The organism is Stenotrophomonas riyadhensis, assembly GCF_040256885.1.
GTDB lineage: Bacteria > Pseudomonadota > Gammaproteobacteria > Xanthomonadales > Xanthomonadaceae > Stenotrophomonas > Stenotrophomonas riyadhensis.
Genome location: NZ_CP155568.1, coordinates 4,363,057 through 4,385,361 on the forward strand (window position 1 = coordinate 4,363,057; position 22,305 = coordinate 4,385,361).

Genomic DNA, 22,305 nt, shown 5'->3' on the forward strand with positions numbered 1-22,305 from the left:
TGTGAAGGAGCCATGACGTCAGTGCGACAGCTTGATGCCGCTGCAGCGCAAGAACTGCTAAACGCGGCGCCTGCCGATCCGCTACTGTGCCGGCATTGGATTCGGGGAACGGCAGGATGAGCGCGGCAGGCAAGGCGTTGTGGTACATCGAAACCCATGCGGACCGGCCATTGGCACTGGCCGATATTGCCGCCGCAGCGGGGCTGTCGCCGTTCCATCTGTCACGCCTGTTCCAGGCCCGTACCGGCACCTCGGTGGTGCGTTATCTGCGGGGACGGCGCCTGACCGCTGCCGCGCAGCGGCTGGCCAACGGGGCGGGCGACATCCTGCAGGTGGCACTGGGCGCGGGCTACACCACCCATGCCGCGTTCACCCGCGCCTTCAGCGAACAGTTCGGACAGACCCCGGAGCGGGTACGCGAACAAGGTACCGATGGACTGGCACTGGTGCAGGCGATCCGCGTGGACGATGCGCCGGCTGCCTGCGGTGAAGCGCCGCGCCTGCTCGATACCCCTGCCTTCCAGGTCGCGGGTATCGGCATGCGGCATACCCGCGACAGCGGCGGTGCGATTCCCGGGCAGTGGGCACAGCTCAACCGGGATTGGCCGGCGCCGGCGCCGATCAGCTTCGGCGTGTGCTGCAACAGCGATGACGACGGCGGCTTCGACTACGTCGCCGCGCTGCCGCTCAGCGCGCTGTCCACCGTGCCCGCGCATTGGCAGCGGATCGACGTACCGGCACGTCGCTACCTGGTGGCATGGCACGGTGGGCATATCTCGACCATCCGCTCGACCTGGTTCTGGCTGCTGGACCACTACCTTCCCGGCTCCGGGCTCAGCCTGGCCGATGCACCGGACCTGGAACGCTACGACTCCCGCTTCGATGAGCATACCGGCAACGGTGGCGTGGAGATCTGGCTGCCGGTGGACGGACGAGCGCCCACGCTGACAAGGAATCGACGATGCGCATGACAGCCACTGTGCTGGGACTGATGCTGATGGCCTCCGCGGGGGCCGCCAACGCCGCCGGGACCAGGGTGGCAGGCGAACGCCACGGCACCACCACAGTGGCCAGCGCCGCGGTGCGCGATGCGCAGCATCGCGACGCCCTGCGCTACACGGTCTGGTATCCCGCGCCCGCTGGCAGCACGGAAACCGCCCTGACCATCGGTCCGCCCGATGCGCCGCTGTTCGACGTCGGCCGCTCAGCCATGGATGCCCCGATCGCGGGCAAGCGCCTGCCGACCCTGCTGCTCTCCCACGGCAACGGCGGCAGCGCGCGCATGATGGGCTGGTTGGGCACGGCATTGGCGCGCGCCGGGTATCTGGTAATCGCGGTCGATCATCCCGGCAACAACGGCGTGGACGAGATGACCCTGCCCGGCAGCGTACTGAGCTGGTTGCGTGCGGATGACCTGCGCTCGGCACTCGCTGCAGTACAGGCCGATCCGCTGCTGGGTGCGCACGTCGACCCTGAGCGACTGGGTGTGGCCGGGTTCTCGGCCGGAGGCTACACCGCGCTGCTGGCCGCCGGTGCACGCCCCGACCTGCAGCGGCTGTTGGCCTTCTGCCGCGCGCATCCGGATGACGGCGTCTGCCGGCCACAACAGGAAACCGCCACGCACACGATGGAGGCGCGTGTTGCCGCTGCGGGCTCACCCGCGCTGTCCCCCTGGATCTCCCACGCCGACGACTCGCGCGCGATCCCTGGCGTGCGCGCGGCATTCCTGCTGGCGCCCGCGATCGTGCAGGCGTTCGCGCCCGAGCAGCTGTCCTCGCTGAGGCAGCCAGTGTCGATCATGCTCGGCGAGGCTGACACGGTTGCGCCACCGCAGAGTAATGGCGAGGCTGCACAGGCACTGATTCCGGGCGCTGCGCTGCAGCGTCTGCCGGATGTCGGTCACTACGACTTCCTGGCGGGCTGTACAGCGGTCGGTGTGCAGAGGCTGCCCGAGCTCTGCAGCAGTTCAGTTCCGAAGGCGGGCACCCACGCGCAGGCAGTGGATGCCGCGGTGCGATTCTTCGCCGAAGCACTGCGGTAGTGGCCGCCGGGCGTGGCCCGGCGCTACAGTGGGCGCATCCAAGGAGGATCGGCCATGCGCCTGCTTCACCTCACCCTGCCGGTGTCCGACGTCACCACCGTCGCCGCGTATTTCCACGATGTGCTGCAGCAGCGCGTGGTCGGCAATCATGTGCACATCGGCTGGAGCACGATCGAACTGCAGCCGGCGGGTGATCATCCGGTCGGTGGCGTGCACCTGGCCTTCAACGTACCGGACAACCGCTTCAGCGAGGCGATGACCTGGTTGCGTGAGCGCACGCCGCTGCAACGCAATCCGGCGGGACTGGACTACTTCGCGCTGGAGAGCAGCTGGCAGTCGCAGTCGGTGTACTTCACTGGCCCTGACGGCCTGATCCTGGAACTGATCGGCCGCCGCCGTTTGCCGGCCAGCACGCGCGAAGGCGCGTTCCACGGCAGCGAACTGACCTGCCTGAGCGAAGTCGGCCTGCCCAGCCACGATGTCGATGCCGTGCGCGCGCAGTCCAACCAGCACTTTGGCCTGCAGCCGATCAGTACGGCCTCGCCGAAGTTCGCACCGATGGGCAACGACGAGGGCCTGCTGATCGTGGTTGCGGCGGATCGTCGCTGGTTCCCCGAGCAGAAGGACCTGCCGAATGCGCGCGGCCTGCAGCTGCAGGTCGCCGATGTGGCCGGCCCGGGCGTTGTGGAGGACGCCGCGCTCGGCTGGCGGGTGCAGGCGGCCTGAGAACTACCAGCTGCCCGATGCGCCGCCGCCACCGCTGCGGCCGCCGCCTCCAGACCAGCTGCTGGAACTGCTCGACGACGAACTCGACGAGGACGGCGAACGGGACGACGTGCGTTCGCGGGATGAAGAAGCCCGGCCACGTGCGCGCTCGCCCGGCAGCATGGTGAACAACCACACGAAGTACAACAGTACGCCGCACACCCCGGACACGATCATCGCCAGCAATCGTGGATCGTCACCTTCGGCACGATGGATGACCAGCAACGCGCCCACACCGTAGCCCAGGGTGAGCAGGACCAGCGCCGCCATGCGCACGGCGAAGCTGCTGCGGTTCTTCTTCCAGCGCGTGCGGCAAGCCTGCACCAGCAGGAACACCATCAGGGTGAGAACGCCCGCGGCGGCCTGCAGCAGCAGGTGCCGGGCCAGGCTCGGTGGCAGCTGGCCACGAAGCAGCGCCTGCGCAAGGAAGACCACGCTGAGCACCAGCATGCCGCACAGCACGATGCGCACACCTTGGCTGCGGCGCCAGCACCAGCCCAGCAGGGCCGCCACCGGCACGCCCAGCGCCAGCACGAAGCACAGGCCCGGCAGCACATGGCGTGGCAGCAGCAGCGCCACGCAGAGCACGCCCGCACCCACAACAGCAGTCACCAGCATCGGGCGGCCCCAGGCCGGCAAGGTCGGCCAAGTTGGTTTTGGTGCCGATGCATTGGCGGCCAGCGCCTTGCGTCGGCGCTCGCGACGGCTGCCGCTGAAATCGGCCTCGGTCTTCGCCGGTGGGAAGGGCGGCGGCGAGCGCCACAGCCCGGCCAGGAAACCGGCCAGCAGGGTCAATGCCACCACCGAATCGGCGCGGCGCCAGTCTGCGGGCAGCACGTTGCTGGCCGTCGGTTCTTCCCATGCCGGCAGGTCCTCGCCATCGATCAGCGCCACCATGATCTTCGTGCCATCGAGCACGCCCTGGTCGACATCGCCCTCACGGAAGCGCGGCACGATCGCGTTATCGATGATGCGAGCGGCGTACGCGTCGGGCAGCGCTCCTTCCAGGCCATAGCCGGTCTGGATGCGCACGCGGCGGTCCTGCACCGCCACCAACAGCAGCACACCGTCATCGACACCGATCCGGCCCAGCTGCCACTGATCGAACACCCGCTGTGCGTAGGCCTCGATGCCCTCGCTGCCAACACTGGGCACCATCAGCACCTGCAGCTGCGCTCCTTTCCGCGCCTGCAGCTGCAGCGCCTGCGTGCGCAACGTGGCGCGGGTGTCGGCGGACAGCGCGTTGGCGGCATCCACCACCGGATCGTCCAGCGCAGGTATCGGGGTGACCGCCATCGCTGCCATCGGCAGCAGGCACAGCAGCAACAGCAGCCACACGGTGGCGATCGCCTGCTGCATGGGGCGCGCCGGGTTCACGTACCCTGCCCTGCCTCGATCCGCGCATGCAGTGCCTGCAGCTGTGCCGCCGTCTGGTTGAACACCTGCAGATCGGCATCCACCAGGGCCGCCCAGTCAGGCGCGTGCCCCAGCAGTTGCGCCACCTGCTCGCTCGGCGCGCGGTCGAAGCCCTCGCCAAGCACGGCAAGATAGCGCTCACGGAACCCTTCGGGGTCGCGCTGGTCCTGCACGTACAGCTGCACGGCCAACAGCCCCGCATACAGGTAGTTCACCAGATAGTTCGGGTCTTCATACATCAGGCGCTTGGCGATCCAGCTGTTGCGCAGCTGCGGATAGCGCTCCGGCTGCTGGCCGAAGCGCGCCAGCACCTGGCCGGTCAGCGCATCCAGATCATCGGCGGTGCCCAAGGTGCCCGCGGCCACGCCCCGATAGATCGACTGCTCCAGCTGCGCTTCCTCGGAAGAGGTGAACAGCTGCAGCACCATGTCGTCCAGCAACGATTTCAGGTAATAGGCTTTGGCGCGCGGATCCTCTGCCTGCTGGTACAGCTGGTCGCGGAAGCGCAGCTCGTTGTAGATCGCGAACGCCTCGGTCAGCCACTGGCTGCCATTGCGCTGCAGCGGCGACGCATGACCGCGCTGCATCCACTCGCCGTGCACGGCATGACCGGCTTCATGGGCGATCTCGACGTCGCTTTCCAGATCACCACGGCGCACGCCAACGAACAGCATTGCCGGCACGCCGGGAGCGCTCACCGGGAACGCGTCCTGGCTGCGGTCACCACGTTCGGTGGCCAGATCCATGCGCCGGTTGGCCGGATCGAGCAGCGCGCGCAGTTCGGCGACGTACGCCGGCCCCAGGTGCTGCATGGCATCGGCGGCGTTGTCGCGCAGCTGCGCCAGCGTCAGCACCGGTGGCGTGTATCCCGCATCGGGCAGCGTGGTATCCCAGAGCTGCGGCGCGTCGATGCCGGATCGCGCAGCGTGGCGCAGCAGCATGTCCTGATAGGCGCGGCGATCCCCGGCGTGCTGTTCGATCGCCACCAGCGTTGCATCCACTGCGGCAGTATCCAGGCCCATGCGCTGGTAGCCATATGCCGGCGCCGAGCCGTCACCCTGCAGGCGTGCGGCGGCGTCATTCACCTGCACCAGCCCCAGAAGCACCGAGGCCATCGGCTCACGGCGCGAGTGCAGCCCCTGCCAGTAGCCCTTCCAGCCGGCCTCGCGCAGGGCGCGGTCGGGCTGCTGGGCCAGCACCTGCTTGTCGCGCCCCGTGTCCCAGTGCCGACCGCCGTGCTCGATCTGCGGGTACTCGGCGCTGCGCAGGATCTGCCCGCGCAGGCGCGCGAAGCTGTCCAGCGCCGGATCGGCCAGTGCCTCCACGGCCTCATCCAACGCGGCGTTGGCCGGGGTGGCAGCCTCCTTCAGCGCCCGTGCGCGCAGGAAGCCATACGGTGCTGCCCACGCCGCATCTGCGGGCGCCTCGCGCAGTGCGGCGCGACCACTGCGAGCGATGCGGCTGCACAGCCCCGCTGCCTGCTCCATCGCCTGTGCCGGGCGAAGATCGCGCGCGTTGCGGGCGGACTGCAGATGCAGATAGGCGAGATGCCGCAGGCACTGCGCCTCCAGTGCCTCGGCCTGCTGGAAGCGTTCCGCCGGTGCGAGGGTGGACGCCTGTTGCAGGGCCTCGACGCGCTTGCCCAGCGCGTCGCGCGAGGTCTGTTCGGACGCGGCGCTGGCGAAGTAGGTGCGGTCATCGGCATGCACCGACTGTGCTTGCGCGCCGCTGAAGGGGGCTATCGCCAATACGGCGGCAATGGCGGCGGTGGTGGTGCGCTTCCTGAAAGCCTGCATCGGCGTCTCCCTGCCTGGACCAGGGATCGAGCCTAGCAGCCGCTGGCCCGCCGCGCCTGTGCCGGATCAGCCATCAGATCGACTCATCCTCACGCTTGACCAGCGTCCAGCAGGGCGCCTGCGCGAAGGTGTAGGTCTGCTGGTCGCTGCTGTCCGGCGTACGGATCTGCACCTGCCGCTGTCCATCGGCCAGGGGGCTGACCTGCATTTCGCGGCCCTGCCCGGCCAGTGCGGCGGGATCAGGCATCACCGGCCACTCGACATCGGCCAGCGCCAGCCGGCTTTCCACCTTGCGCGGTTCCGGCTCGGCCTCGGCATCGATGTAGCTGTCCAGCAGCGGATCGGCGGTGGCCTTTTCCTGCAACGCGATCTCGTTGCCGAAATGCTTCAGGAACGCATCGAAGTCCGGGTAGGGGCACTCACTGCGTGCAGCCACAGCCGTGGGCTCGGTAGCGGCGGTCGCCGGTACAGCTGCGGCAGGCACGGTTTCAGCCGCGGTCTGCGGTGGCTGCGGCGCTGGCGTGCAGGCAACCAGCACCACGCCGCAGGCAAGCGTCAGCAGTGCGGCAGAACGGTATCGACGCATGGGCTCATCCTGAATCCGGTCCGGTCGCTCCATGCTACCGCGCACCCTACAATTCCGGCATTCCGCCTGTCCGAGAGTCCTCATGCATCGCCTCCTGCTCCTGATCGGCCTGCTGCTGCCCGCCCTGTGGCCGGCGGTGGCGAGGGCCGTCGATGTCCACGAGGGCGACCTGCTGTTCGTCACCGCCGGCCGCAGCGGTCTCAGTGCGGCCATCGACGATGCCACCGGCAAGCAGGGCGCACCCAGCTTCGATCACGTCGCGCTGGTCGCTTCCGCGCCGAAGGGCTGGGAGGTATTGCATGCAGACGAGAAAGGATCGCGCCGGCAATCGCTGGTCGAATTCCGCCAGGAGGCGCGCGCCAAGCAGCGGCAGATCGTGGTCTATCGCCTGCGCGCGCCGCAGCAGGCGGCGATCAGGGATGCGGTCGCCACCGCGCGCACGATGCTGGGCAAGCCGTACAACACGTCGTATGTGTTGAACGAGGACAGCTACTACTGTTCCGACTTCATCGAACGTGCGTTTCGTGCGCACCATGTATTCGCGTTGCAGCCGATGAACTTCCGCAATCCGCAGACCGGGCAGATCGCCCAGCACTGGATTGATCTGTACCGCGGCATGGGCATGGAGGTGCCGCAGGATCAGCCTGGCACCAATCCGAACGACATGTCGGCGGCGCCGGTGCTGCAGCGCATCGGGGTGCTGGAATAAGCGAAGCCCCGCGCAAGGCGGGGCTTCACCGGTCACTCCGCATGCGCGGCGCGGTCATTCTTCTTCGTCGTGGCCGCCCTGCTGCTGGTTGCGCTCTTTGCGCTGCTGATCCTGCTGTTGTTGCTGCTGTTGCTGTTGGTCACGACGCCCCTGCTGCTGATCCTGCTGATCCTGCTGGTTCTGCTGGCCTTGCTGCTTCTGGTTCGGGTTCTGGTTCTGCTGTGCCATGTCCGTTCTCCGAAAGCCACGCGCGGAATGCGGTGGACGGGGCCATCGTCTGCAGCGAAGAGTTAATCGCGCGTTGGCGGACGGCTACACCTGTGTGTACGCCTGTGAATGAACGCGCAGAGCCCCTTGCAGCACAAGCGGCTGAAGGATTCATGCAGGTTCGGCATGTGCTCATGCAGGCGGCGCGGGTCCGCGCATTCATGGCGTGCTCCGCTGGAAACACGCGCTGAACGAGGCTGGCGTCCTGTTCGGGCACGGACGCCAGCCGTGCATTCAGGGCATCACCGGTGGCACATACGCCAGGGTCATGCCCAGCAGCCACAGCAGGCCCAGCACCAGCGGAATGTGCACCAGCAACTGGATGAAGGTGAAGCCGACGATGTCGCGTGCCTTCAGGCCCAGCACGCCCAGCAGCGGCAGCATCCAGAACGGGTTGATCAGGTTCGGCAGCGCTTCGGCCGCGTTGTAGACCTGCACCGCCCAGCCCAGGTGCGCTTTCAGTTCATTGGCGGCCTGCATCACGTACGGCGCCTCGATGATCCACTTGCCACCACCGGACGGTACGAAGAAGCCCAGCACCGCCGAGTAGACGCCCATCACCAGCGCGAACGAATCGGTGCTGGCCACGTGCACGAACAGGCTCGACAGCCGGTGCGCCAATGTCTGCCCATCGCCGCCGGCCGCGTGGGTGAGGATCATCGCGATGCCACCGTACAGCGGGAACTGGATCAGTACGCCGGTGGTGCTCGGTACCGCCTTGGCCACCGCATTGAGGAAACTGCGCGGACGCCAGTGCAACAGCAGGCCCAGCGAAATGAACAGGAAGTTGTAGGTATTGAGGTTGGCGATGGCGGTGATCACCGGCTTGTTGGCGAACTCGTTGAACAGCCAGCCGAACGCCAGCAGCGAGAGCAGTACGGTCAGCAGCGGGCTGTACTCCAGCCATTCGCCCGGGCGCGTGCGTCGCTGCAGCGGCTCCGGCTCGGCCTGCGCAGCGCCGGGGAACTCCTCGGCGGTGCGGGCGCTGGCGGCGGCGGGTGCGGTCAACCAGGCAATCAGCAGCGAGACCAGGATCAGCACCGAGGTCAGCGCGATCGACTGCCACAGGAAGATGGTTTCGGTGAACGGCAATACGCCGGTGATCTCGACCAGCCCCGGCGGCATGCTGGCCGGGTTGGCCTGCAGCTGTGCGGCCGAGGAACTCAGCCCCATCGCCCACACCGCACCGAGGCCGAGATACGCCGAAGCACCGGCCGCGCGGTAGTCCATGCGCAGTTCGGTACGGCGCGCCAGCGCGCGCACCAGCAGTCCGCCGAACACCAGCGAGAAACCCCAGCTGAGCAGCGAGGCCAGCATGCTGACCAGGCCCACGTACACCACCGCGCCACGGCCAGTGCGCGGCACGCGGGCGAGGAAGTCGATGAAGCGTGCGACCACCGGCGCGGTGGCCACGGCGTAGCCGCCGATGACCACGAAGGCCATCTGCATGGTGAAGGGAATCAGGCTCCAGAAGCCGTCACCGAAGGCGCTGGCGGTGGCCTGCGGGGTCGAGCCGAAGCCCATCGCGGCCAGCGCGACGATGACCACGCCCAGCACCGCGAATACATACGCATCGGGGAACCACTTTTCCGCCCAGGCGGCCGAGCGCAGCGCAGCGCGCGCCATCCAGCCGTCCTGTACTGCTGCCGTCGAGGCCATCGCCTACCCTCCCAGGTTCGATGGACCGATTCTGGGCGGTGGGGTGCGGGCTGTCTGCCACCTATTGGTCGTAGGTGGCGGGGTCGGATCCCTCTCCACAGGAGAGGGCTCTGACCCCGAGCCGGGTATCGGCGCGGCAGAAGGGTCAGAGCCCTTTCCCACAGGAAAAGGGATCCGACCCTGGGCTCAACGCAGCGCCAGGTCCACGGCGATACCGGCAAACAGCGCGGCGCCCACCCAGTTGTTGTGCAGGAACGCCTTGAAGCACGGGCCGCGTTCGCGGTTGCGGCAGATCCAGAATTCGTACACCACCAGCGCAGTGGCCACGGCCACGCCGGCCAGGTAGTACCCACCCAGCCCGCCGCGTACGCCTACCAGCGCCATGGTGGCCAGGAACAGTGCATACAACACGCCCTGGATGACCAGATCAAGGTCGCCGAACAGGATCGCGGTGGAGTGCGAGCCCATCTTCAGGTCGTCCTCGCGGTCGACCATGGCGTACCAGGTGTCGTAGGCGGTGGACCACAGGATGTTGCCGGCATACAGCAGCCAGCCCAGCATCGGCACCTCGCCCTGCACGGCGGCGAACGCCATCGGGATGCCCCAGCCGAACGACATGCCCAGGTAGACCTGCGGCAGATGGGTGTAGCGCTTCAGGTACGGGTAGCTGGCAGCCAGGAACACGCCGATGAAGCTGAGGCCGATGGTCAGCCCGTTCAGGGTCAGCACCAGGCCGAATGCCACCAGCATCAATACCGCAAACAACGCCAGCGCAGCGCGGCCACTGATCGCACCGGTGGCCAGCGGACGCGCCTTGGTACGCTCCACATGCGGGTCGAGCCAGCGGTCGGCGTAGTCGTTGATGACGCAACCGGCCGAACGGGTCAGCCACACGCCGGCGGTGAACACGAACAGCGTCCACAGCGGCGGCAGGCCGCCCGCGGCCAGCCACAACGCCCACCAGGTGGGCCACAGCAGCAGCAACGTGCCGATCGGGCGATCAGCGCGCATCAGACTCCAGTAATGCCGCCAACGCGGCGTCGCCGGCGACTGCGGCGAAGTGAGGGGGGTATCAGCCATGGCGATAGGATACTCCTGCCCCTCTGGCAGGGCTTTGCCCGTGGGGGGAGATTTGTTCGGCGAAACTGGATAGAATGCCGGTCCCGCACCGCTTCATGGCGCTGCGATGCCCGCCCCGGCACCGGCCGACGGCGCGGCGGTTCTACAACGCGCCCGTAGCTCAGCCGGATAGAGTAGTGGCTTCCGAAGCCATTGGTCGGGGGTTCGAATCCCTCCGGGCGCGCCATCTCCCCCGCTTGTTGCCTGCACGCTGCTATCCGCGCTGGACGTTGCCGCGCGCATCATCAACACTGCGCGCATGACGCCACCGGATCTGCTGCAGCTGGCGGCAGGCGCTGCGATTCTGGGCCTGGCCGCCTTGTCCACCGGAGTGAGCTTCGGCCGCGCTCGGCGTGGCAGTCATCTGCTCACCACCTTCTTCGCCTGTTTCGCCGCCGCCAATCTGTTCGGGCTGGTGCTGTTGGGTGGCCAGGCGTGGCTGTCGGCCGACGCGGTGCGCTGGCTGCGGGTCATCGAGGTGCCGCTGGTCTATCTGCTGGGCCCGTTGCTGTACGGCCATGCACGTGCACTGCTGGCGCCCGCGCGGGAGCATGCGTCGCCGTTGCCGGTCGCGCATCTGCTGCCGGCCGTTCTCGCGTTCGTCATTTCCCTGTTGAACGCAGTCGCGCCTTTCGAGACCTCGCCACTGGGCAATGCGCTGTTCCAGCTCAGCTTCCATGGCTGGCTGCTGCAGGGTGCACCCTACCTGCTGGCCACGCTGTGGCTCTCGCTGCGTACGCCTTCGGCCCCGCGCGGAACCGCCATCCAGCACAGCGGGCTGCGCGGGCTGGCGATCGTGATGGCGGGGTGCTGGCTTGCCAGCACGATGAACCGGTGGCCGCCGGATACCGCTCCGCTGCTGGCCAGCATCGGGCTCAGTCTGCTGACCACCGCCGGCATGTATCTGCTGGCCTGCCGCGTGGTGCGGCAGCAGCTGCGCGCGTCTGTGAGCGCCGCTGCACCGGGCATGGGGAACCTTGTCCCCGCGCCCACCGAGGACGTCGCCGTCGCACGCTACCAGCGCTCGGGCATCGACGCGGCGCAATGCGCGGCCATCGCCAGCGCGCTGACCGCATTGATGCAGGACCAACGCCTGCATGAAGCCCCCGGACTCGATCTCCAGGGCTTGAGCCAGCATAGCGGCTGGTCACCCAACCAGGTCTCGCAGGCGCTCAACCAGGGCCTGGGCCAGAGCTTCTCCGAGTTCGTGACCGGTTTCCGCATCACGGCGGCGAAATCCTGCCTCTCCGACCCGGCTGACCCACGCAGCGTGCTGGACATCGGCCTTGCCGCCGGCTTCGGCAGCAAGTCCACGTTCAACAGCGCGTTCAAGCGCGCCACCGGGCAGACCCCCAGCGAATACCGCCGCAGCCGCACCACGTCCGGCTGAACGTCCAATCCTTCACGCCCGGTCGAACGGCGCCCGCCGCTGCGTTGCCATCAGCGCTCGACCCGACGAAGAAGGTGATGCGATGCGATGGCAACGGATGATGTTCGGCCTGCTGTGGATGCTGGCGGTTCCCGTGCAGGCTGCGGTGGGGGATGCGGCGGGTGTGCTGGCCCGGGCCCGTGCAGCCAGTGGCGGCGAGCCGTGGCTGTCGGTACAGCGCCTGCAGGCTGAAGGCGAGCAGTCGGTCGGTGGCTTGCAGGGCCGCTGGCAGCTCAACCAGGACCTGCGCGCCGGTCGCTATGCCGAACAGGCGCAGCTGGGGGCCTTCACTGTTGCCCAGGGTTTCGACGGCCAGCGGTCCTGGCGGCGTGACTACGGCGGTGAGGTCGGCCTGCTGGACGGCACCGTGCCACGCCGCACCGCGCGCACGCAGGCGTGGCTGGCCACCCGCGCCTATTGGTCCAGCGCCTATCCCGCCTCCCGCTTCGCGGGCCCACGCACCGAGGTCCACGACGGGCAGCGCTATGACGTGCTGTCGACGACGCCGGAGGGCGCGGACCCGATCGAGCTCTGGTTCGACACCCGCAGCGGCCAGCTCGGCCGGGTGATCATCGCCTCCGCGCGCACACCCACCGCCACCACGCTGGAAGACTACCGGGCGGTCGATGGCCTGCTGCTGCCCCATCGCATCGTCACCGATACGCTCGATGCCCTGGGCCGTGCCGACCCGCGCCTGCGCAGCGACGTGCAGGTGCAGCGCTACCAGGTGGATGGGCCGGTAGCGGACACCGTGTATGCGCCGCCGGTGATGGCCCACGACAGCTACATCGAAGATGCCAGCGGCACCACCCGCATTCCGTTCGACCTGGTCAACAACCATGTCTACATCGAAGCCGAAGTGGACGGCCAGCCGGCGCGATTCCTGGTGGATACCGGCGCCATCAACCTGCTGACGCCCACCGGCGCCAAGCGCCTGGGGCTGACCACCACAGGCCGCCTGAGCGTGCATGGTGCCGGTGACAACGCCAGCGACCTGGGCCTGGCACAGGCCCGCCACCTGCGCATCGGTGGCGCGCACCTTGCAAACCCGGTGTTCCACATCATCGACCTCGGCCAGCAGATCAACTCGATGGGCGTGCCGCATGATGGCTTCATTGGCTACGAGACCTTCCTGCGCTTCGTCACCACCTTCGACTATGGCGCGCGCGTGCTCAGCTTCACCCGGCCAGGCCACTACCAGCCGCCCGCCAACGCGGTGGTGCTGCCGTTCGAACAGGACGACCGCGCGCCGGTACTGAATGGCGAGTTGGACGGCATTCCACTGCGCTTGTGGCTGGACACCGGCTCACGCAACTCGCTGAGCCTGAGCAGCCCGTTCGTGCGCACCCATCGTTTGTTGGAGAAGTACCACGCCAGTGAGGAGGCCGTGCTTGGATGGGGCCTCGGAGGCCCCGGCCGCGCGCGCCCCGCCCGGCTCGGTGTGCTGCGCATGGGCGACATCAAGGTCACCGGCCTGGTGGGTGATCTGTCCAGCACCGACAAGGGCGCGCTGGCCCTGGCCGACTATGGCGCGATCCTGGGCGGCGGCGTGCTGCGGCGCTTCTCCATGGGCATCGACTACGACGCCAAGCGCCTTTATCTGGTGCCCAACGCTGAAAGCACGCAGCCCGATGCCTTCGACCGCAGCGGACTGTGGCTGCAGGCCGAGGACGGTGCACTGCGCGTAGCCGATGTAGCGCCGACCAGCGCCGGTGCACGCGCCGGCCTGCGCAGGGATGACTGCATCGTCATGATTGCGGGAGAGCCGATTGCCGCACGGATACTGGGGGACTGGCGTGCGCAGCTGCGCGAGCGTCCGGTGGGAACGCGCGTTGGCGTCCGCTATCTACGCGATGGCCGGCAGATGGATACCGAACTGGTGCTGGCGGACCGGGTGGCAGCGGGTTGGCCTGCCGATTGAGCTGGGACCGACGCGAACACCGTAGGACATCCATCGATAGCCATCATGGAATGCGGCTGCACGGCGCCGGTTCTGCGGTGCCGCCGGTGGATGGTGCGCAAGGCCTGCGCGCGTAGCTGTAATCGGGATCCCGGCAGGCGCGCACGATCGGACTTCGTGCGTGCCTGATCACGCCTGGGAACCAGGACAACACCAACACCATGGCCCAGATCGCAGCCAACCAGAACCATCGGCCGGAAGCATAGGCCCAGATCATGGGCAATGCAGCGAGCAGCACGACGATCTGCGTATACAGCAGGTAGAGCGTATGCAGGCCCAAGCGGGGATCCGAGCGCAGCACCACGCCACATCCCCTGCATGCCGTCTTCGCCTGCCGTCTCGATGCGGAAAGCAGCGGGAATCGCTGCCCGGCAGCGCCGCAAAGTGGACAGGTGAAGGTCAGCACGCGCATCCGGAAGCTCCTCTCCACCGATTGGCGTCATCTGCCAGGTACGTATCCGAGCCTAGCATGGGCGTGGCAGAGGGGGGCCCACATACAGCAACGCCGGGCAGTGCCCGGCGTTGTGTTCAAAACAGTCGAGCATGGCCCGACGCTACAAAGAGCGGATCAGTACTTGCCGTCGAACGCGAAGATCGGCTTGCGCTGCTTCCACGCGCCAGCGGTGAAGTCCGGGAACTCCAGCGTCTGGAAGCTGTTGGCGATCGACTGCTCGCTCAGCGGGGTGATCGCGCTCCAGGTCACCGCGTCATAGATGTCGATCGGCATCGGCGCCTTGGCCTTCAATGCTTCCACGAAGGCGTGGATGACGAACCAGTCCATGCCGCCGTGGCCGGCGCTGGCGGCGGTGTCGGCATTCTGCTTCCACAGCGGGTGCTCGTACTCATCCTGGTACTTCTTGAACTCTTCCCACTGGTGCGGCGGGCTGCGGCCTTCGATGTGGATCGAATGGTTCACGTCCATCCACAGGCCCTTGGTGCCCTGCACGCGGAAGCCCATCGAATACGGACGCGGCAGCGAGGTGTCATGCTGCAGCAGGATGGTCTCGCCGTTCTCGCAGGCCAGCGTGGTGGTCACGATGTCGCCCAGCTTGAACTTCACCTTGGTGCTGGGATGCGTGGTGCCACCACTCTTGGCCACGGTGTACTCGTGCAGGCCACGCGCCTTGGTCGCGAAGGCATTGATGTGGGTGAAGCGGTTGCCACGGTTGATGCCGGTATACATCGCGCACGGGCCGATGCCGTGGCTGGGGTAGAGCTCACCATTTCGCTCCACCGAATGCTCGGTGCGCCAGCGTGCTTCGCTCCATCCCTTGGGGCCGAACTCCACGCCACTGTCGTAGGGCTGGTTCGGGTCGCCGGAATTGAACTTCACGCCGCGCAGGTCGTGCTGGTAGCCGGCCTGCAGGTGCACCAGCTCGCCGAACAGGCCCTGGCGCACCATCTGCAGCGCAGCCATCACGTCGCGGCGGTAGCAGACGTTCTCCAGCAGCATGTAGGGCGTGCCGGTGCTCAGCTGGGTCTTCAACACGTCCCAGTGGTCCTGCAGGGTGATGCCGGCCACCACTTCGCAGCCCACCGCCACGCCGGCCTGCATCGCGGCAATCGCCATCGGCGCGTGGTACTCCCACGGCGTGGCGATGATCACGCCATCGATGCCCTTCTGTTCCAGCAGGCGCTTCCAGGCATTGGTGTCGCGGTCCTGACCATAGGTCTTCGGCGCCGGCTTGCCCGCCTTGGCCACCATCTCGGTGGCGCGGCCGAGCATGATCGGCTCGATGTCGCACAGGGCGACCACTTCGACGTCGTCGCGGCGCACCAGTTCCTTCAGCAGCACCAGGCCGCGCATGCCGGTACCGATCATGGCCAGGCGCACCTTGCGCCCGCGTGCCCAGGCCGGGGTCTGCGGCAGCAGGCTGCTGGCGGCGACAGCGGCGCTGGCCGCGATGAATTCCCTACGCTTCATGGCAAACATCTCTCCTCTTGGCAGCGTGCCGGCCGCAGCCGGCACGCCAGGTCACGCAAACGGAATTACTTGAACCGGTAGCCGATGGTCACACTGTAACCACGACCGAAGATCGTTGCGTAGTCACTGGAGTCACCCAGGAAGCTGTTCGGATCGTAGAACGGCAGGCGGTTGAACAGGTTCTTGACCGTGAAGCTCAGGTTCCACGCATCATCCGGGCGCCAGGTGACGCTCATGTTGGCGGTCCACCACGATGGTGCACCGTCGCACTTGCTCTTCTGCAGGGCCAGGTAGCCGCCGGTGCAGGTTTCCTTGTTGTTGCTCTTTTCGTCGACCTGGTCGGTAGCCCACTTGGTACCACCCACGTAGTTGACGAACATGCTGGTGGTGACCTGCTTGTAGGTCCAGTCGGCATTGAGCGTGGCACGCAGGCGCGGGTTGTTGTAATAGCCCACCACGTCGCCGTAGTACCAGCCGTTCTCCGCGTCCATGTAGAAGCGGTTGCGGTTGGCGATGGTGGCGGCCAGGCCGATGTTCAGGTTGCCCCAGTCACCCAGCGAGAAGCGGCTGCGCGCATCGATGTCGAAGCCGTCGATCAGGGTCTTGCCACGGTTCTTGTACTGGCCCACCACGCTGGCCACGTTGCCGGCGGAGTAGCCCGGCAGTACCGACGGGCAGCTCACGCCACTGGCCGGGTCGGCACACATCGCCGCCAGCTGCGCCAGGTTGGCGCGGTCACTGTCGGTGATCGGCGAGCGCGACGAGGAGATGATGTCTTCCATGCGGCGGTAGTCCGGCGCGACGATTTCATTGTCGCGATAGATGAACCAGTAGTCGGCCGACACCGACAGCCACGTTGCCGGCTCGTAGACGAAGCCGAGGGTGGCGATCTTCGCCTTCTCCGGCTTCAGGTCCTTGTTCGGCTGGGTCATGCGGGCCACGGTGCGACTGCAATCGACGTTCAGCATCGTCTTGCCCAGATCGACATCACCCGGCCGCTGCGACTTCAGCAGCAGGTTGGCGATGGCGTTGGTCTCGTTGCAGCGCAGCTCGTCACGGTAGCCGCCCAGCTGCGCGAACACGCCGCCGTTGCCGGATTCGGCCAGGCTCGGTGCACGGAAACCGGTCGAGTAGGTGCCGCGCAGCATCAGCTGGTCGAACGCCTGGTACTTGAAGCCGATCTTCGGCGCGACGTTGGCGCTGAAGTTCGGGTACTTGTCCACGCGCACCGCCGCATCCAGTTCCAGCTTGTCGGTGATCGGTGCCACGGTCTCGGCGAACAGCGCGTAGGTGTTGCGCTTGCCGTCGAACCAGGAGCCACCCTGCTGGGAGATCAGGCCATTGGCCGCATCGGCATTGCCCGGGGTGTAGAAGGTTTCGCGGCTGGCGTTGAAGCCGAACGCGGCGCGCATTTCACCAGCCGGCAGCTGGAACAGCGGGCCTTCGATCTTGCCGTCGAGGGTATGCAGGCGGGTCCACGACTGGATGTCGAAGGTCGGGAACGCCTCACGGATCAGCGCAGCATTGGCTTCGCTGATCTCGCCGAATTTATACGCCGGGTGGTCGGAGATGATCACCCGACCGGTGCCCGGATCGATCGAGTACGGGCCGAAGGCCTTCTCGAAGCCCTTGATGTTGACGTTGATGGTCTGGTACGTGGTGGAATGGGTGCCGGCACTGGCGAAGGCGGTCTCCCAGTTCCAGTCACCCCGGTTGCCACGCGCACCGGCCAGCACGCGGTAGCTCTTGTCGGTGTTGCGCTGGCCGAAGTAGTTCGGGCCGGCATCCTGCAGCAGGTAATTCAAGCCGACCACGCCGCCCATCATCGCCTTCATCTGCGGGCTGGCGTGGTTGTACTCGTTGTTCGGGCCCAGGAACGGGTACAGGAACTGGTTGACGGTGTTGCCGGTGTTGCGCGAGAACCAGCTGGTCGGGTTGCCGGTGGTGGTGCCGTAGGTGCGCGGTGTGCCGCCGTTGGCGCGCAGGTCGATGTCGGTGTAGGTCGCCTCGGCGAAGATCTCGGTGCTGTCACCCACCAGGAAGGTGCCGTTGAGGTAGGCGGTGTTGCGCTCGGACTTGGCGCCGGCATCGATCTCGTTGTTCATCCAGGTTTCCCAGACGCAACGCGGACCGGCCGCTTCACTGGTCAGCACGTTCTTGCAGCCCGGCGCAGCTTCCTGCACGCGGCGGCCGGTGACCGGATCGAAGGCGAAGTAGGTGCCCGGGTTGAACTCGCCCGGCTTGCTGCCCACGCCCAGGCGCAGGTCGTTGAGGTAGTTCGGCTTGTTGACGTAGTACTGGTCGGGCCGCTTGTCGTAGAAATCGCTCAGCGGGATCGCGTCGCGGCGGTACATGTTCACCGCGCCGTAGATGTTGAAACGGTTCTCGGCCAGGTCGCCGAAGCCGGCGGTGATGCTGGCCTGGCGCTCGCCGTAGGAGTCGATGCGCGAGGAGGTGTCGTTGGTGAAGCTGATCTCGGCGCCCTGGAAGTTGCGCTTGGTGATCACGTTGATCACGCCGGCCACCGCGTCGGTGCCATACACCGCCGAAGCGCCATCGGTCAGCACTTCCATGCGCTCGATGGCCGCGGCCGGGATCGCATCGATGTTGACGAACTGGGTCTGGAAGCCGGCCGGTGCACCGTAGTACGACAGGCGACGACCGTTCAGCAGCACCAGCGTGCCCTGGGCACCGAGGCCACGCAGGTTGGCCTGCGAGGCACCATCGGAGCCGGTGAACAGCGAACGCGCGTCCTGCTGTGCCGGGCGTGCGGCCGGCAGGTTGTCGAGCACCTGCAGCAGCGTGCGCGCACCCATGTTCTGGATGTCCTGCTTGCTGATCACCTGCACCGGCGACGCGGTTTCAACGTCGGTGCGGCGGATGTTGGAGCCGGTGACCTCGATGCGGGCCAGGTCGGTGGCCTTGTCCTTGCTCTCCTGGGCGAAGGCAGGAACGGCGACCGACAGCAGCACGCCGGCGATGGCCAGCGACAGCGGAGCGATCGAACGACAGGGGGGGCGGTGGTGGCGTGCGGGCAACATCGGGGTTCTCTCCTGGCAGGGGTGCGGCGCAAAAAGTGAGCGCGTGGGCGTTCGGCGGGCAAAACGCTCCCGGGCCACGACCATGAGGGCCGTAGTCGGAATGGGCGGGGGGAGGAGCGGTGTTACGAGGGAGTCATGGGGCGACGATGCTGGCGGAGTCGCCCTCCTGGCCGATCAGCACGGCGTTGGCCCAGTTGGCACAGACCTGGGCGGGTTGGCTGCCCTGCGCACCCAGCGTGCGCAGGCTCAGGGTGGAAAGGCCTCGGATGTCCAGCTCCGGCTTGACCACGCCGGGCGCCTTCACCAGGCCGCTGTCGTACAGCAGGCGGTTGTCACCCCAGACCTGGAACTGCAGGCCACCGGCGCTGCGGCAGGCGTCATCGATGCCGAGGTCGGCACGCAGCAGGTGCCAGCCGCCCTGCAGGCGCAGGTCGATGCGGCTGTTGGCGCCGACACCCAGGCCACGGCGGAACTGCAGGCCGTTCATGCGCATGCCGGCGTCGCCATGGAAGGACTGGTCGGTGCGCAGCTGGCTGGCCAGCGCGGCCGGCACCGGCAGCTCGGAGAGATAGCGCTGCCGGGCCGGTCGCTCCGGTTCCTGGTGTTCGAGAATGTGGAAGGTGGACAGTGCGATCGGGCCGACATCGCGCGGCTGCAATGCATCGAACGCGCGGGCGCTGCCCTGTGCGGCAGTGACCATCGGGTCGGCGCTGCTGGCGCCGTCGCCTTCGGGGTTCTGCACGCTCAGCACGCGGAAACGCAGCAGGCGGCCGGCGTGGGCCGGGAAGTCGATGCGCTGCACGCCTTCCTTCAGCTGCAGGCGACCGCGGACGATCGGCTCGCCCCACTCGCCATTGCTGTCACCCAGGTACACCTCGTAGTCGCGGACCTGGCCGTGCTTCCAGTTCTTGTCGTTGCGCGGCGCGATGTCGATGCCGTCGATCATCCTGCGCTCGCCGAAGCCGATCACCCACTCGTGCGCACCGGTGCGCACGGCCTGGTTGCGCACGCTGCGGAACCAGGTGCCCGGATCATCATCGAAGGCATTTTCCAGCGCATGGCCGGGTTCTTCGGCCGGGCGGTTGACCACCAGCAGGCTGTCGGCCGGCAGTTCGCGGCCCAGCACCGGCGCGGCCGGATAGGCATCGTCGGCCACGGCAGCAGCGACTGCGAAGTCCAGCTGCAGCTGCAGCGGCTGGCGGATGTTCTGTGTGGCGGTGCGCACATGCAGCGTGCCGCGGCGCTCCTGGGCATCGAAGTACCAACCTTCGTTGGCGCTGTTGAAGGCGGCGGCATCGGCCAGCGCCGGCAGCGCGCGACCACCGGCCTGCACCGCGCGCGGCGCCTGGCGGCTGAGCACGCGCAGGCCATAGCGACGCTGCGCCAGCTGGCCGTTGTATTGGCCCTGCACGGCATCAATCTGCACCTGCACCGGGCCACTGCCCTGCGCCGGCGCCTGCACGCGGATCTGCTGCGTGCTCGATTCGCCCTGCTGGTAGCGGCGGGTGTTGCCGTCGTCTTCGTACAGCGTGTACTGCGAATCGCCCTGCGGGTACAGGTCGAACGTCACTTCATCGAGAGGCTTCTCGCCGTCGAACAGCATCGACGGGTACATCGGCAGGATCGCGCCGGCACGCACGAACACCGGCAGCGTGGCCAGGTCCACCTGGCGGTCGAGCTGGCGCCCATCGGCGGCGGCCTGCACGCGGCGGCCATCCCAGTAGTCGATCCAGCCGCCGGCCGGCAGATGGATGTCGCGGCGCCAGCCACGGCTGGCCGCCTGGCTGCGGTACACCGGCGCCACCAGCAGGTCGCGGCCGAGCAGGAACTGGTACTTGTAGGTTTCATCCTGCGCATGCGGATCGCGCGGGTTGTCCCACATCAGGCCCCGCACCGGCGGTGCACCGGTCTGCGCAGCCTCGTGCACCAGCCCGTACATGTACGGGGTCAGGCGCATCTTCAACTTCAGGTAATCGCGGTTGATGCTGCGGTAGGGCTCGTCGTACCACCACGGGTGCTTGCGCGCGTTCGACGACCAGCCGCTCATGCCCATCAGCACCGGGGTGAACGCCTTCCACTGCAGGTCGCGGGTGAATGTCTCGGCGCTGCCGCCGAAGATCGCATCGACGTCGCCGCTGGCGTAGGCCATGCCGGACAGGCCCGAACCGACCAGGGTCGGTACGTGCCAGCGGATGTAATCCCAGCTGCTGCTCTGGTCGCCGGTCCATGCCACCGCATAGCGCTGGATGCCGGCCCAGCCCATCACCGTCCACAGGAACGGGCGCGAATCGGAATTGTCGAGGATGCCGTTGAAGGCCTGGCGGTTGGCGTCCATCGCGAACTGGTAGCCCTTGCCGGTCCAGGCCACGTCCAGCTTCTGCACGCGGCTGCCGGCCTTGCCCACTTCCCAGGCGATCTTGTCGACGCCGTTCTCGGTCCACAGGCCGGTGCGGAAGCCGTACTTGGCCAGGCCCTTCACCGTTTCCGGCAACTGCTTGTAGCCGCAGCCGTAACCGTCATTGGGCAGGATCCAGCCTCCGGGCATGTCGTTGGCGCGGTACTGCCTGGCCACGCTGTCGATCACATCCGGGGTGGTGCCGGTCGGGCCGTCGCTCCAGCCTTCGGGTACGGTGCCGGGCTTCTTGCTGTTGTCGCCGTCGTTGTAGCAATCGGCATCGCCGTAGGACAGCGCCCAGCGCGCGACCATGTTGGGGCGGCCGGTCAGCTGGGTGTAGCGCTCGATCAGTTTCGGCAGGTCGGCGCCGACGAAGTAGTACGCATCGAAGCGGTCTTCGCGGTGCAGCAGCGTGACCTGGTCGGCCTCGCGCAGATCGTAGCTGCCGTCGCTCCAGGTATTGCGCAGCATGCCCCAACCGCGGCTGCTCAGCAGCATCGGCGCCGGGCTTGGGCGGTCGCCTTCTTCCCAGCCGCCGGAGTAGGACACTTCCAGCTCGCGGCCCTTGAACTGGTAACGGCCGTTCTGCTGGCCGCCACCGAAGTAGCCTTCATCGGCCTGCGAGGACAGCACCTGGACGCTCTGCGTGGCATCCAGGTCCAGCGGCTGCAGTTCCTGCCACAGCGCGGTGGGCTGGCCGTTGTCCAGCCGTTCCAGGCGCATGCGCAGCGGCTGCCGCTGTACATGCAGCACCAGTGACTCGGTGCGCACGCGGATTTCCTGTGCGTCTTCTTCCAGCTGCGCCTGCACGTTCGCCTTGGGCTGCGGCAGCACGATCGGCGCGGCCTTGTCGCCTGCACCGGTGAGCGTGCCGTTGCGACCGGCCTGCACGCGGATGATGTCGGTGGCCGGCAGTTCGATGCGGATGCGCGCGCCCTTGTCGGTCTGCAGGTCCCAGCCCTGCACGCCATCGCGGCTGGCGCTGGCGCTGACCGAACGCAGGTTGCCGACGGGCTCGGCCCGGGCCGGCATGGACGCCAGCATCAATGCCGGCAACAGGGCCAGCATCAGCGGCGAGCGACGAACGCAGTTTTCCACGCGGACTCCCAACCCGTTCACCGGGCGTTTCGAAAGCGATTGGGCCGACTCTAGGGCAGCGATTCGAAAGATGTCAACAAATTGAAAGGAAAAAGGAAGA

The 22,305-nt window shown here is 67.4% G+C and carries 16 protein-coding genes and 1 tRNA gene; 7 read left to right on the forward strand and 10 right to left on the reverse strand.

What is annotated here, in order from left to right; translation table 11 throughout:
• Positions 1-116 precede the first annotated feature (116 nt).
• Genes SriyCCGPB3_RS20160 through SriyCCGPB3_RS20170 form a run of 3 tightly spaced genes read left to right on the forward strand, consistent with a single transcriptional unit; the run spans position 117 to position 2,767 of the window.
• A complete protein-coding gene (locus SriyCCGPB3_RS20160; RefSeq protein ID WP_153854740.1) occupies positions 117-971 on the forward strand; it encodes an AraC family transcriptional regulator in 855 nt (284 codons plus the stop codon).
• The gene (locus SriyCCGPB3_RS20165; RefSeq protein WP_153854741.1) at positions 962-2,041 is read left to right on the forward strand and encodes an alpha/beta hydrolase family protein; all 1,080 of its coding nucleotides are present in this window, start codon (positions 962-964) and stop codon (positions 2,039-2,041) included. The genes SriyCCGPB3_RS20160 and SriyCCGPB3_RS20165 overlap by 10 nt, the downstream gene beginning before the upstream one ends.
• 54 nt (positions 2,042-2,095) lie before the next feature.
• Positions 2,096-2,767: a VOC family protein gene (locus SriyCCGPB3_RS20170; protein WP_153854742.1), complete on the forward strand. Its 672-nt coding sequence runs from the start codon at positions 2,096-2,098 to the stop codon at positions 2,765-2,767.
• Between the two features lie 3 nt (positions 2,768-2,770).
• Here the strand turns inward: SriyCCGPB3_RS20170 and SriyCCGPB3_RS20175 are convergent, their stop codons facing one another.
• The 3 genes from SriyCCGPB3_RS20175 to SriyCCGPB3_RS20185 form a co-directional block, all read right to left on the reverse strand.
• Entirely contained in the window at positions 2,771-4,165 is a 1,395-nt protein-coding gene (locus tag SriyCCGPB3_RS20175; RefSeq protein WP_153854743.1) for a TPM domain-containing protein, read from the reverse strand.
• A 14-nt stretch (positions 4,166-4,179) separates the two neighbouring features.
• A complete protein-coding gene (locus tag SriyCCGPB3_RS20180; RefSeq protein WP_153854744.1) occupies positions 4,180-6,018 on the reverse strand; it encodes a M3 family metallopeptidase in 1,839 nt (612 codons plus the stop codon).
• 73 nt (positions 6,019-6,091) lie between these two features.
• On the reverse strand, positions 6,092-6,604 hold the full coding sequence (locus SriyCCGPB3_RS20185) for a hypothetical protein (RefSeq protein ID WP_350259673.1): 513 nt from the start codon (positions 6,602-6,604) through the stop codon (positions 6,092-6,094).
• Between the two features lie 82 nt (positions 6,605-6,686).
• On the opposite strand from SriyCCGPB3_RS20185, the gene SriyCCGPB3_RS20190 reads away from it, so the two are divergent.
• Positions 6,687-7,313, forward strand: coding sequence for a YiiX/YebB-like N1pC/P60 family cysteine hydrolase (locus tag SriyCCGPB3_RS20190; RefSeq protein WP_110714029.1), 627 nt, complete (start codon positions 6,687-6,689; stop codon positions 7,311-7,313).
• Between the two features lie 54 nt (positions 7,314-7,367).
• On the opposite strand, the gene SriyCCGPB3_RS20195 is transcribed toward SriyCCGPB3_RS20190, so the two are convergent.
• The 3 genes from SriyCCGPB3_RS20195 to ubiA all read right to left on the reverse strand — a co-directional run bounded on the left by SriyCCGPB3_RS20195 (position 7,368) and on the right by ubiA (position 10,319).
• Positions 7,368-7,541: a hypothetical protein gene (locus tag SriyCCGPB3_RS20195; RefSeq protein ID WP_194936600.1), complete on the reverse strand. Its 174-nt coding sequence runs from the start codon at positions 7,539-7,541 to the stop codon at positions 7,368-7,370.
• A gap of 273 nt (positions 7,542-7,814) precedes the next feature.
• Positions 7,815-9,239 carry a short-chain fatty acid transporter gene (locus SriyCCGPB3_RS20200; protein ID WP_180854520.1) on the reverse strand — a complete coding sequence of 475 codons (1,425 nt, stop codon included), beginning with the start codon at positions 9,237-9,239 and terminating at the stop codon, positions 7,815-7,817.
• 186 nt (positions 9,240-9,425) lie between these two features.
• A complete protein-coding gene (ubiA, locus tag SriyCCGPB3_RS20205; protein WP_005411493.1) occupies positions 9,426-10,319 on the reverse strand; it encodes a 4-hydroxybenzoate octaprenyltransferase in 894 nt (297 codons plus the stop codon).
• A 149-nt stretch (positions 10,320-10,468) separates the two neighbouring features.
• Here ubiA and SriyCCGPB3_RS20210 point away from each other — a divergent pair.
• The 3 genes from SriyCCGPB3_RS20210 to SriyCCGPB3_RS20220 all read left to right on the forward strand — a co-directional run bounded on the left by SriyCCGPB3_RS20210 (position 10,469) and on the right by SriyCCGPB3_RS20220 (position 13,708).
• A tRNA-Arg gene (locus SriyCCGPB3_RS20210) sits at positions 10,469-10,545 on the forward strand.
• Positions 10,546-10,617: 72 nt separating this feature from the next.
• Positions 10,618-11,748 (forward strand): helix-turn-helix transcriptional regulator, encoded by a 1,131-nt coding sequence (locus SriyCCGPB3_RS20215; RefSeq protein ID WP_153854745.1) that lies wholly within the window; start codon positions 10,618-10,620, stop codon positions 11,746-11,748.
• Positions 11,749-11,830: 82 nt separating this feature from the next.
• Complete coding sequence (locus SriyCCGPB3_RS20220; protein ID WP_153854746.1) at positions 11,831-13,708, forward strand: aspartyl protease family protein; 1,878 nt, start codon at positions 11,831-11,833, stop codon at positions 13,706-13,708.
• A 43-nt stretch (positions 13,709-13,751) separates the two neighbouring features.
• Here the strand turns inward: SriyCCGPB3_RS20220 and SriyCCGPB3_RS20225 are convergent, their stop codons facing one another.
• The 4 genes from SriyCCGPB3_RS20225 to SriyCCGPB3_RS20240 form a co-directional block, all read right to left on the reverse strand.
• Positions 13,752-14,159: a hypothetical protein gene (locus SriyCCGPB3_RS20225; protein WP_153854747.1), complete on the reverse strand. Its 408-nt coding sequence runs from the start codon at positions 14,157-14,159 to the stop codon at positions 13,752-13,754.
• Between the two features lie 156 nt (positions 14,160-14,315).
• Positions 14,316-15,671, reverse strand: coding sequence for a Gfo/Idh/MocA family protein (locus SriyCCGPB3_RS20230; RefSeq protein ID WP_153854748.1), 1,356 nt, complete (start codon positions 15,669-15,671; stop codon positions 14,316-14,318).
• A gap of 65 nt (positions 15,672-15,736) precedes the next feature.
• Complete coding sequence (locus SriyCCGPB3_RS20235; RefSeq protein WP_153854749.1) at positions 15,737-18,712, reverse strand: TonB-dependent receptor; 2,976 nt, start codon at positions 18,710-18,712, stop codon at positions 15,737-15,739.
• A gap of 133 nt (positions 18,713-18,845) precedes the next feature.
• A complete protein-coding gene (locus SriyCCGPB3_RS20240; protein ID WP_324187250.1) occupies positions 18,846-22,205 on the reverse strand; it encodes a TIM-barrel domain-containing protein in 3,360 nt (1,119 codons plus the stop codon).
• Positions 22,206-22,305 lie beyond the last annotated feature (100 nt).

Excerpts from the sequence above, each read along its gene's own strand:
- SriyCCGPB3_RS20160 (WP_153854740.1), top strand. The coding sequence starts at position 117 with ATGAGCGCGGCAGGCAAGGCGTTGTGGTACATCGAAACCCATGCGGAC.
- SriyCCGPB3_RS20165 (WP_153854741.1), top strand. The coding sequence starts at position 962 with ATGCGCATGACAGCCACTGTGCTGGGACTGATGCTGATGGCCTCCGCG.
- SriyCCGPB3_RS20170 (WP_153854742.1), top strand. The coding sequence starts at position 2,096 with ATGCGCCTGCTTCACCTCACCCTGCCGGTGTCCGACGTCACCACCGTC.
- SriyCCGPB3_RS20175 (WP_153854743.1), bottom strand. The coding sequence starts at position 4,165 with ATGCAGCAGGCGATCGCCACCGTGTGGCTGCTGTTGCTGCTGTGCCTG.
- SriyCCGPB3_RS20180 (WP_153854744.1), bottom strand. The coding sequence starts at position 6,018 with ATGCAGGCTTTCAGGAAGCGCACCACCACCGCCGCCATTGCCGCCGTA.
- SriyCCGPB3_RS20185 (WP_350259673.1), bottom strand. The coding sequence starts at position 6,604 with ATGCGTCGATACCGTTCTGCCGCACTGCTGACGCTTGCCTGCGGCGTG.
- SriyCCGPB3_RS20190 (WP_110714029.1), top strand. The coding sequence starts at position 6,687 with ATGCATCGCCTCCTGCTCCTGATCGGCCTGCTGCTGCCCGCCCTGTGG.
- SriyCCGPB3_RS20195 (WP_194936600.1), bottom strand. The coding sequence starts at position 7,541 with ATGGCACAGCAGAACCAGAACCCGAACCAGAAGCAGCAAGGCCAGCAG.
- SriyCCGPB3_RS20200 (WP_180854520.1), bottom strand. The coding sequence starts at position 9,239 with ATGGCCTCGACGGCAGCAGTACAGGACGGCTGGATGGCGCGCGCTGCG.
- ubiA (WP_005411493.1), bottom strand. The coding sequence starts at position 10,319 with ATGGCTGATACCCCCCTCACTTCGCCGCAGTCGCCGGCGACGCCGCGT.
- SriyCCGPB3_RS20215 (WP_153854745.1), top strand. The coding sequence starts at position 10,618 with ATGACGCCACCGGATCTGCTGCAGCTGGCGGCAGGCGCTGCGATTCTG.
- SriyCCGPB3_RS20220 (WP_153854746.1), top strand. The coding sequence starts at position 11,831 with ATGCGATGGCAACGGATGATGTTCGGCCTGCTGTGGATGCTGGCGGTT.
- SriyCCGPB3_RS20225 (WP_153854747.1), bottom strand. The coding sequence starts at position 14,159 with ATGCGCGTGCTGACCTTCACCTGTCCACTTTGCGGCGCTGCCGGGCAG.
- SriyCCGPB3_RS20230 (WP_153854748.1), bottom strand. The coding sequence starts at position 15,671 with ATGAAGCGTAGGGAATTCATCGCGGCCAGCGCCGCTGTCGCCGCCAGC.
- SriyCCGPB3_RS20235 (WP_153854749.1), bottom strand. The coding sequence starts at position 18,712 with ATGTTGCCCGCACGCCACCACCGCCCCCCCTGTCGTTCGATCGCTCCG.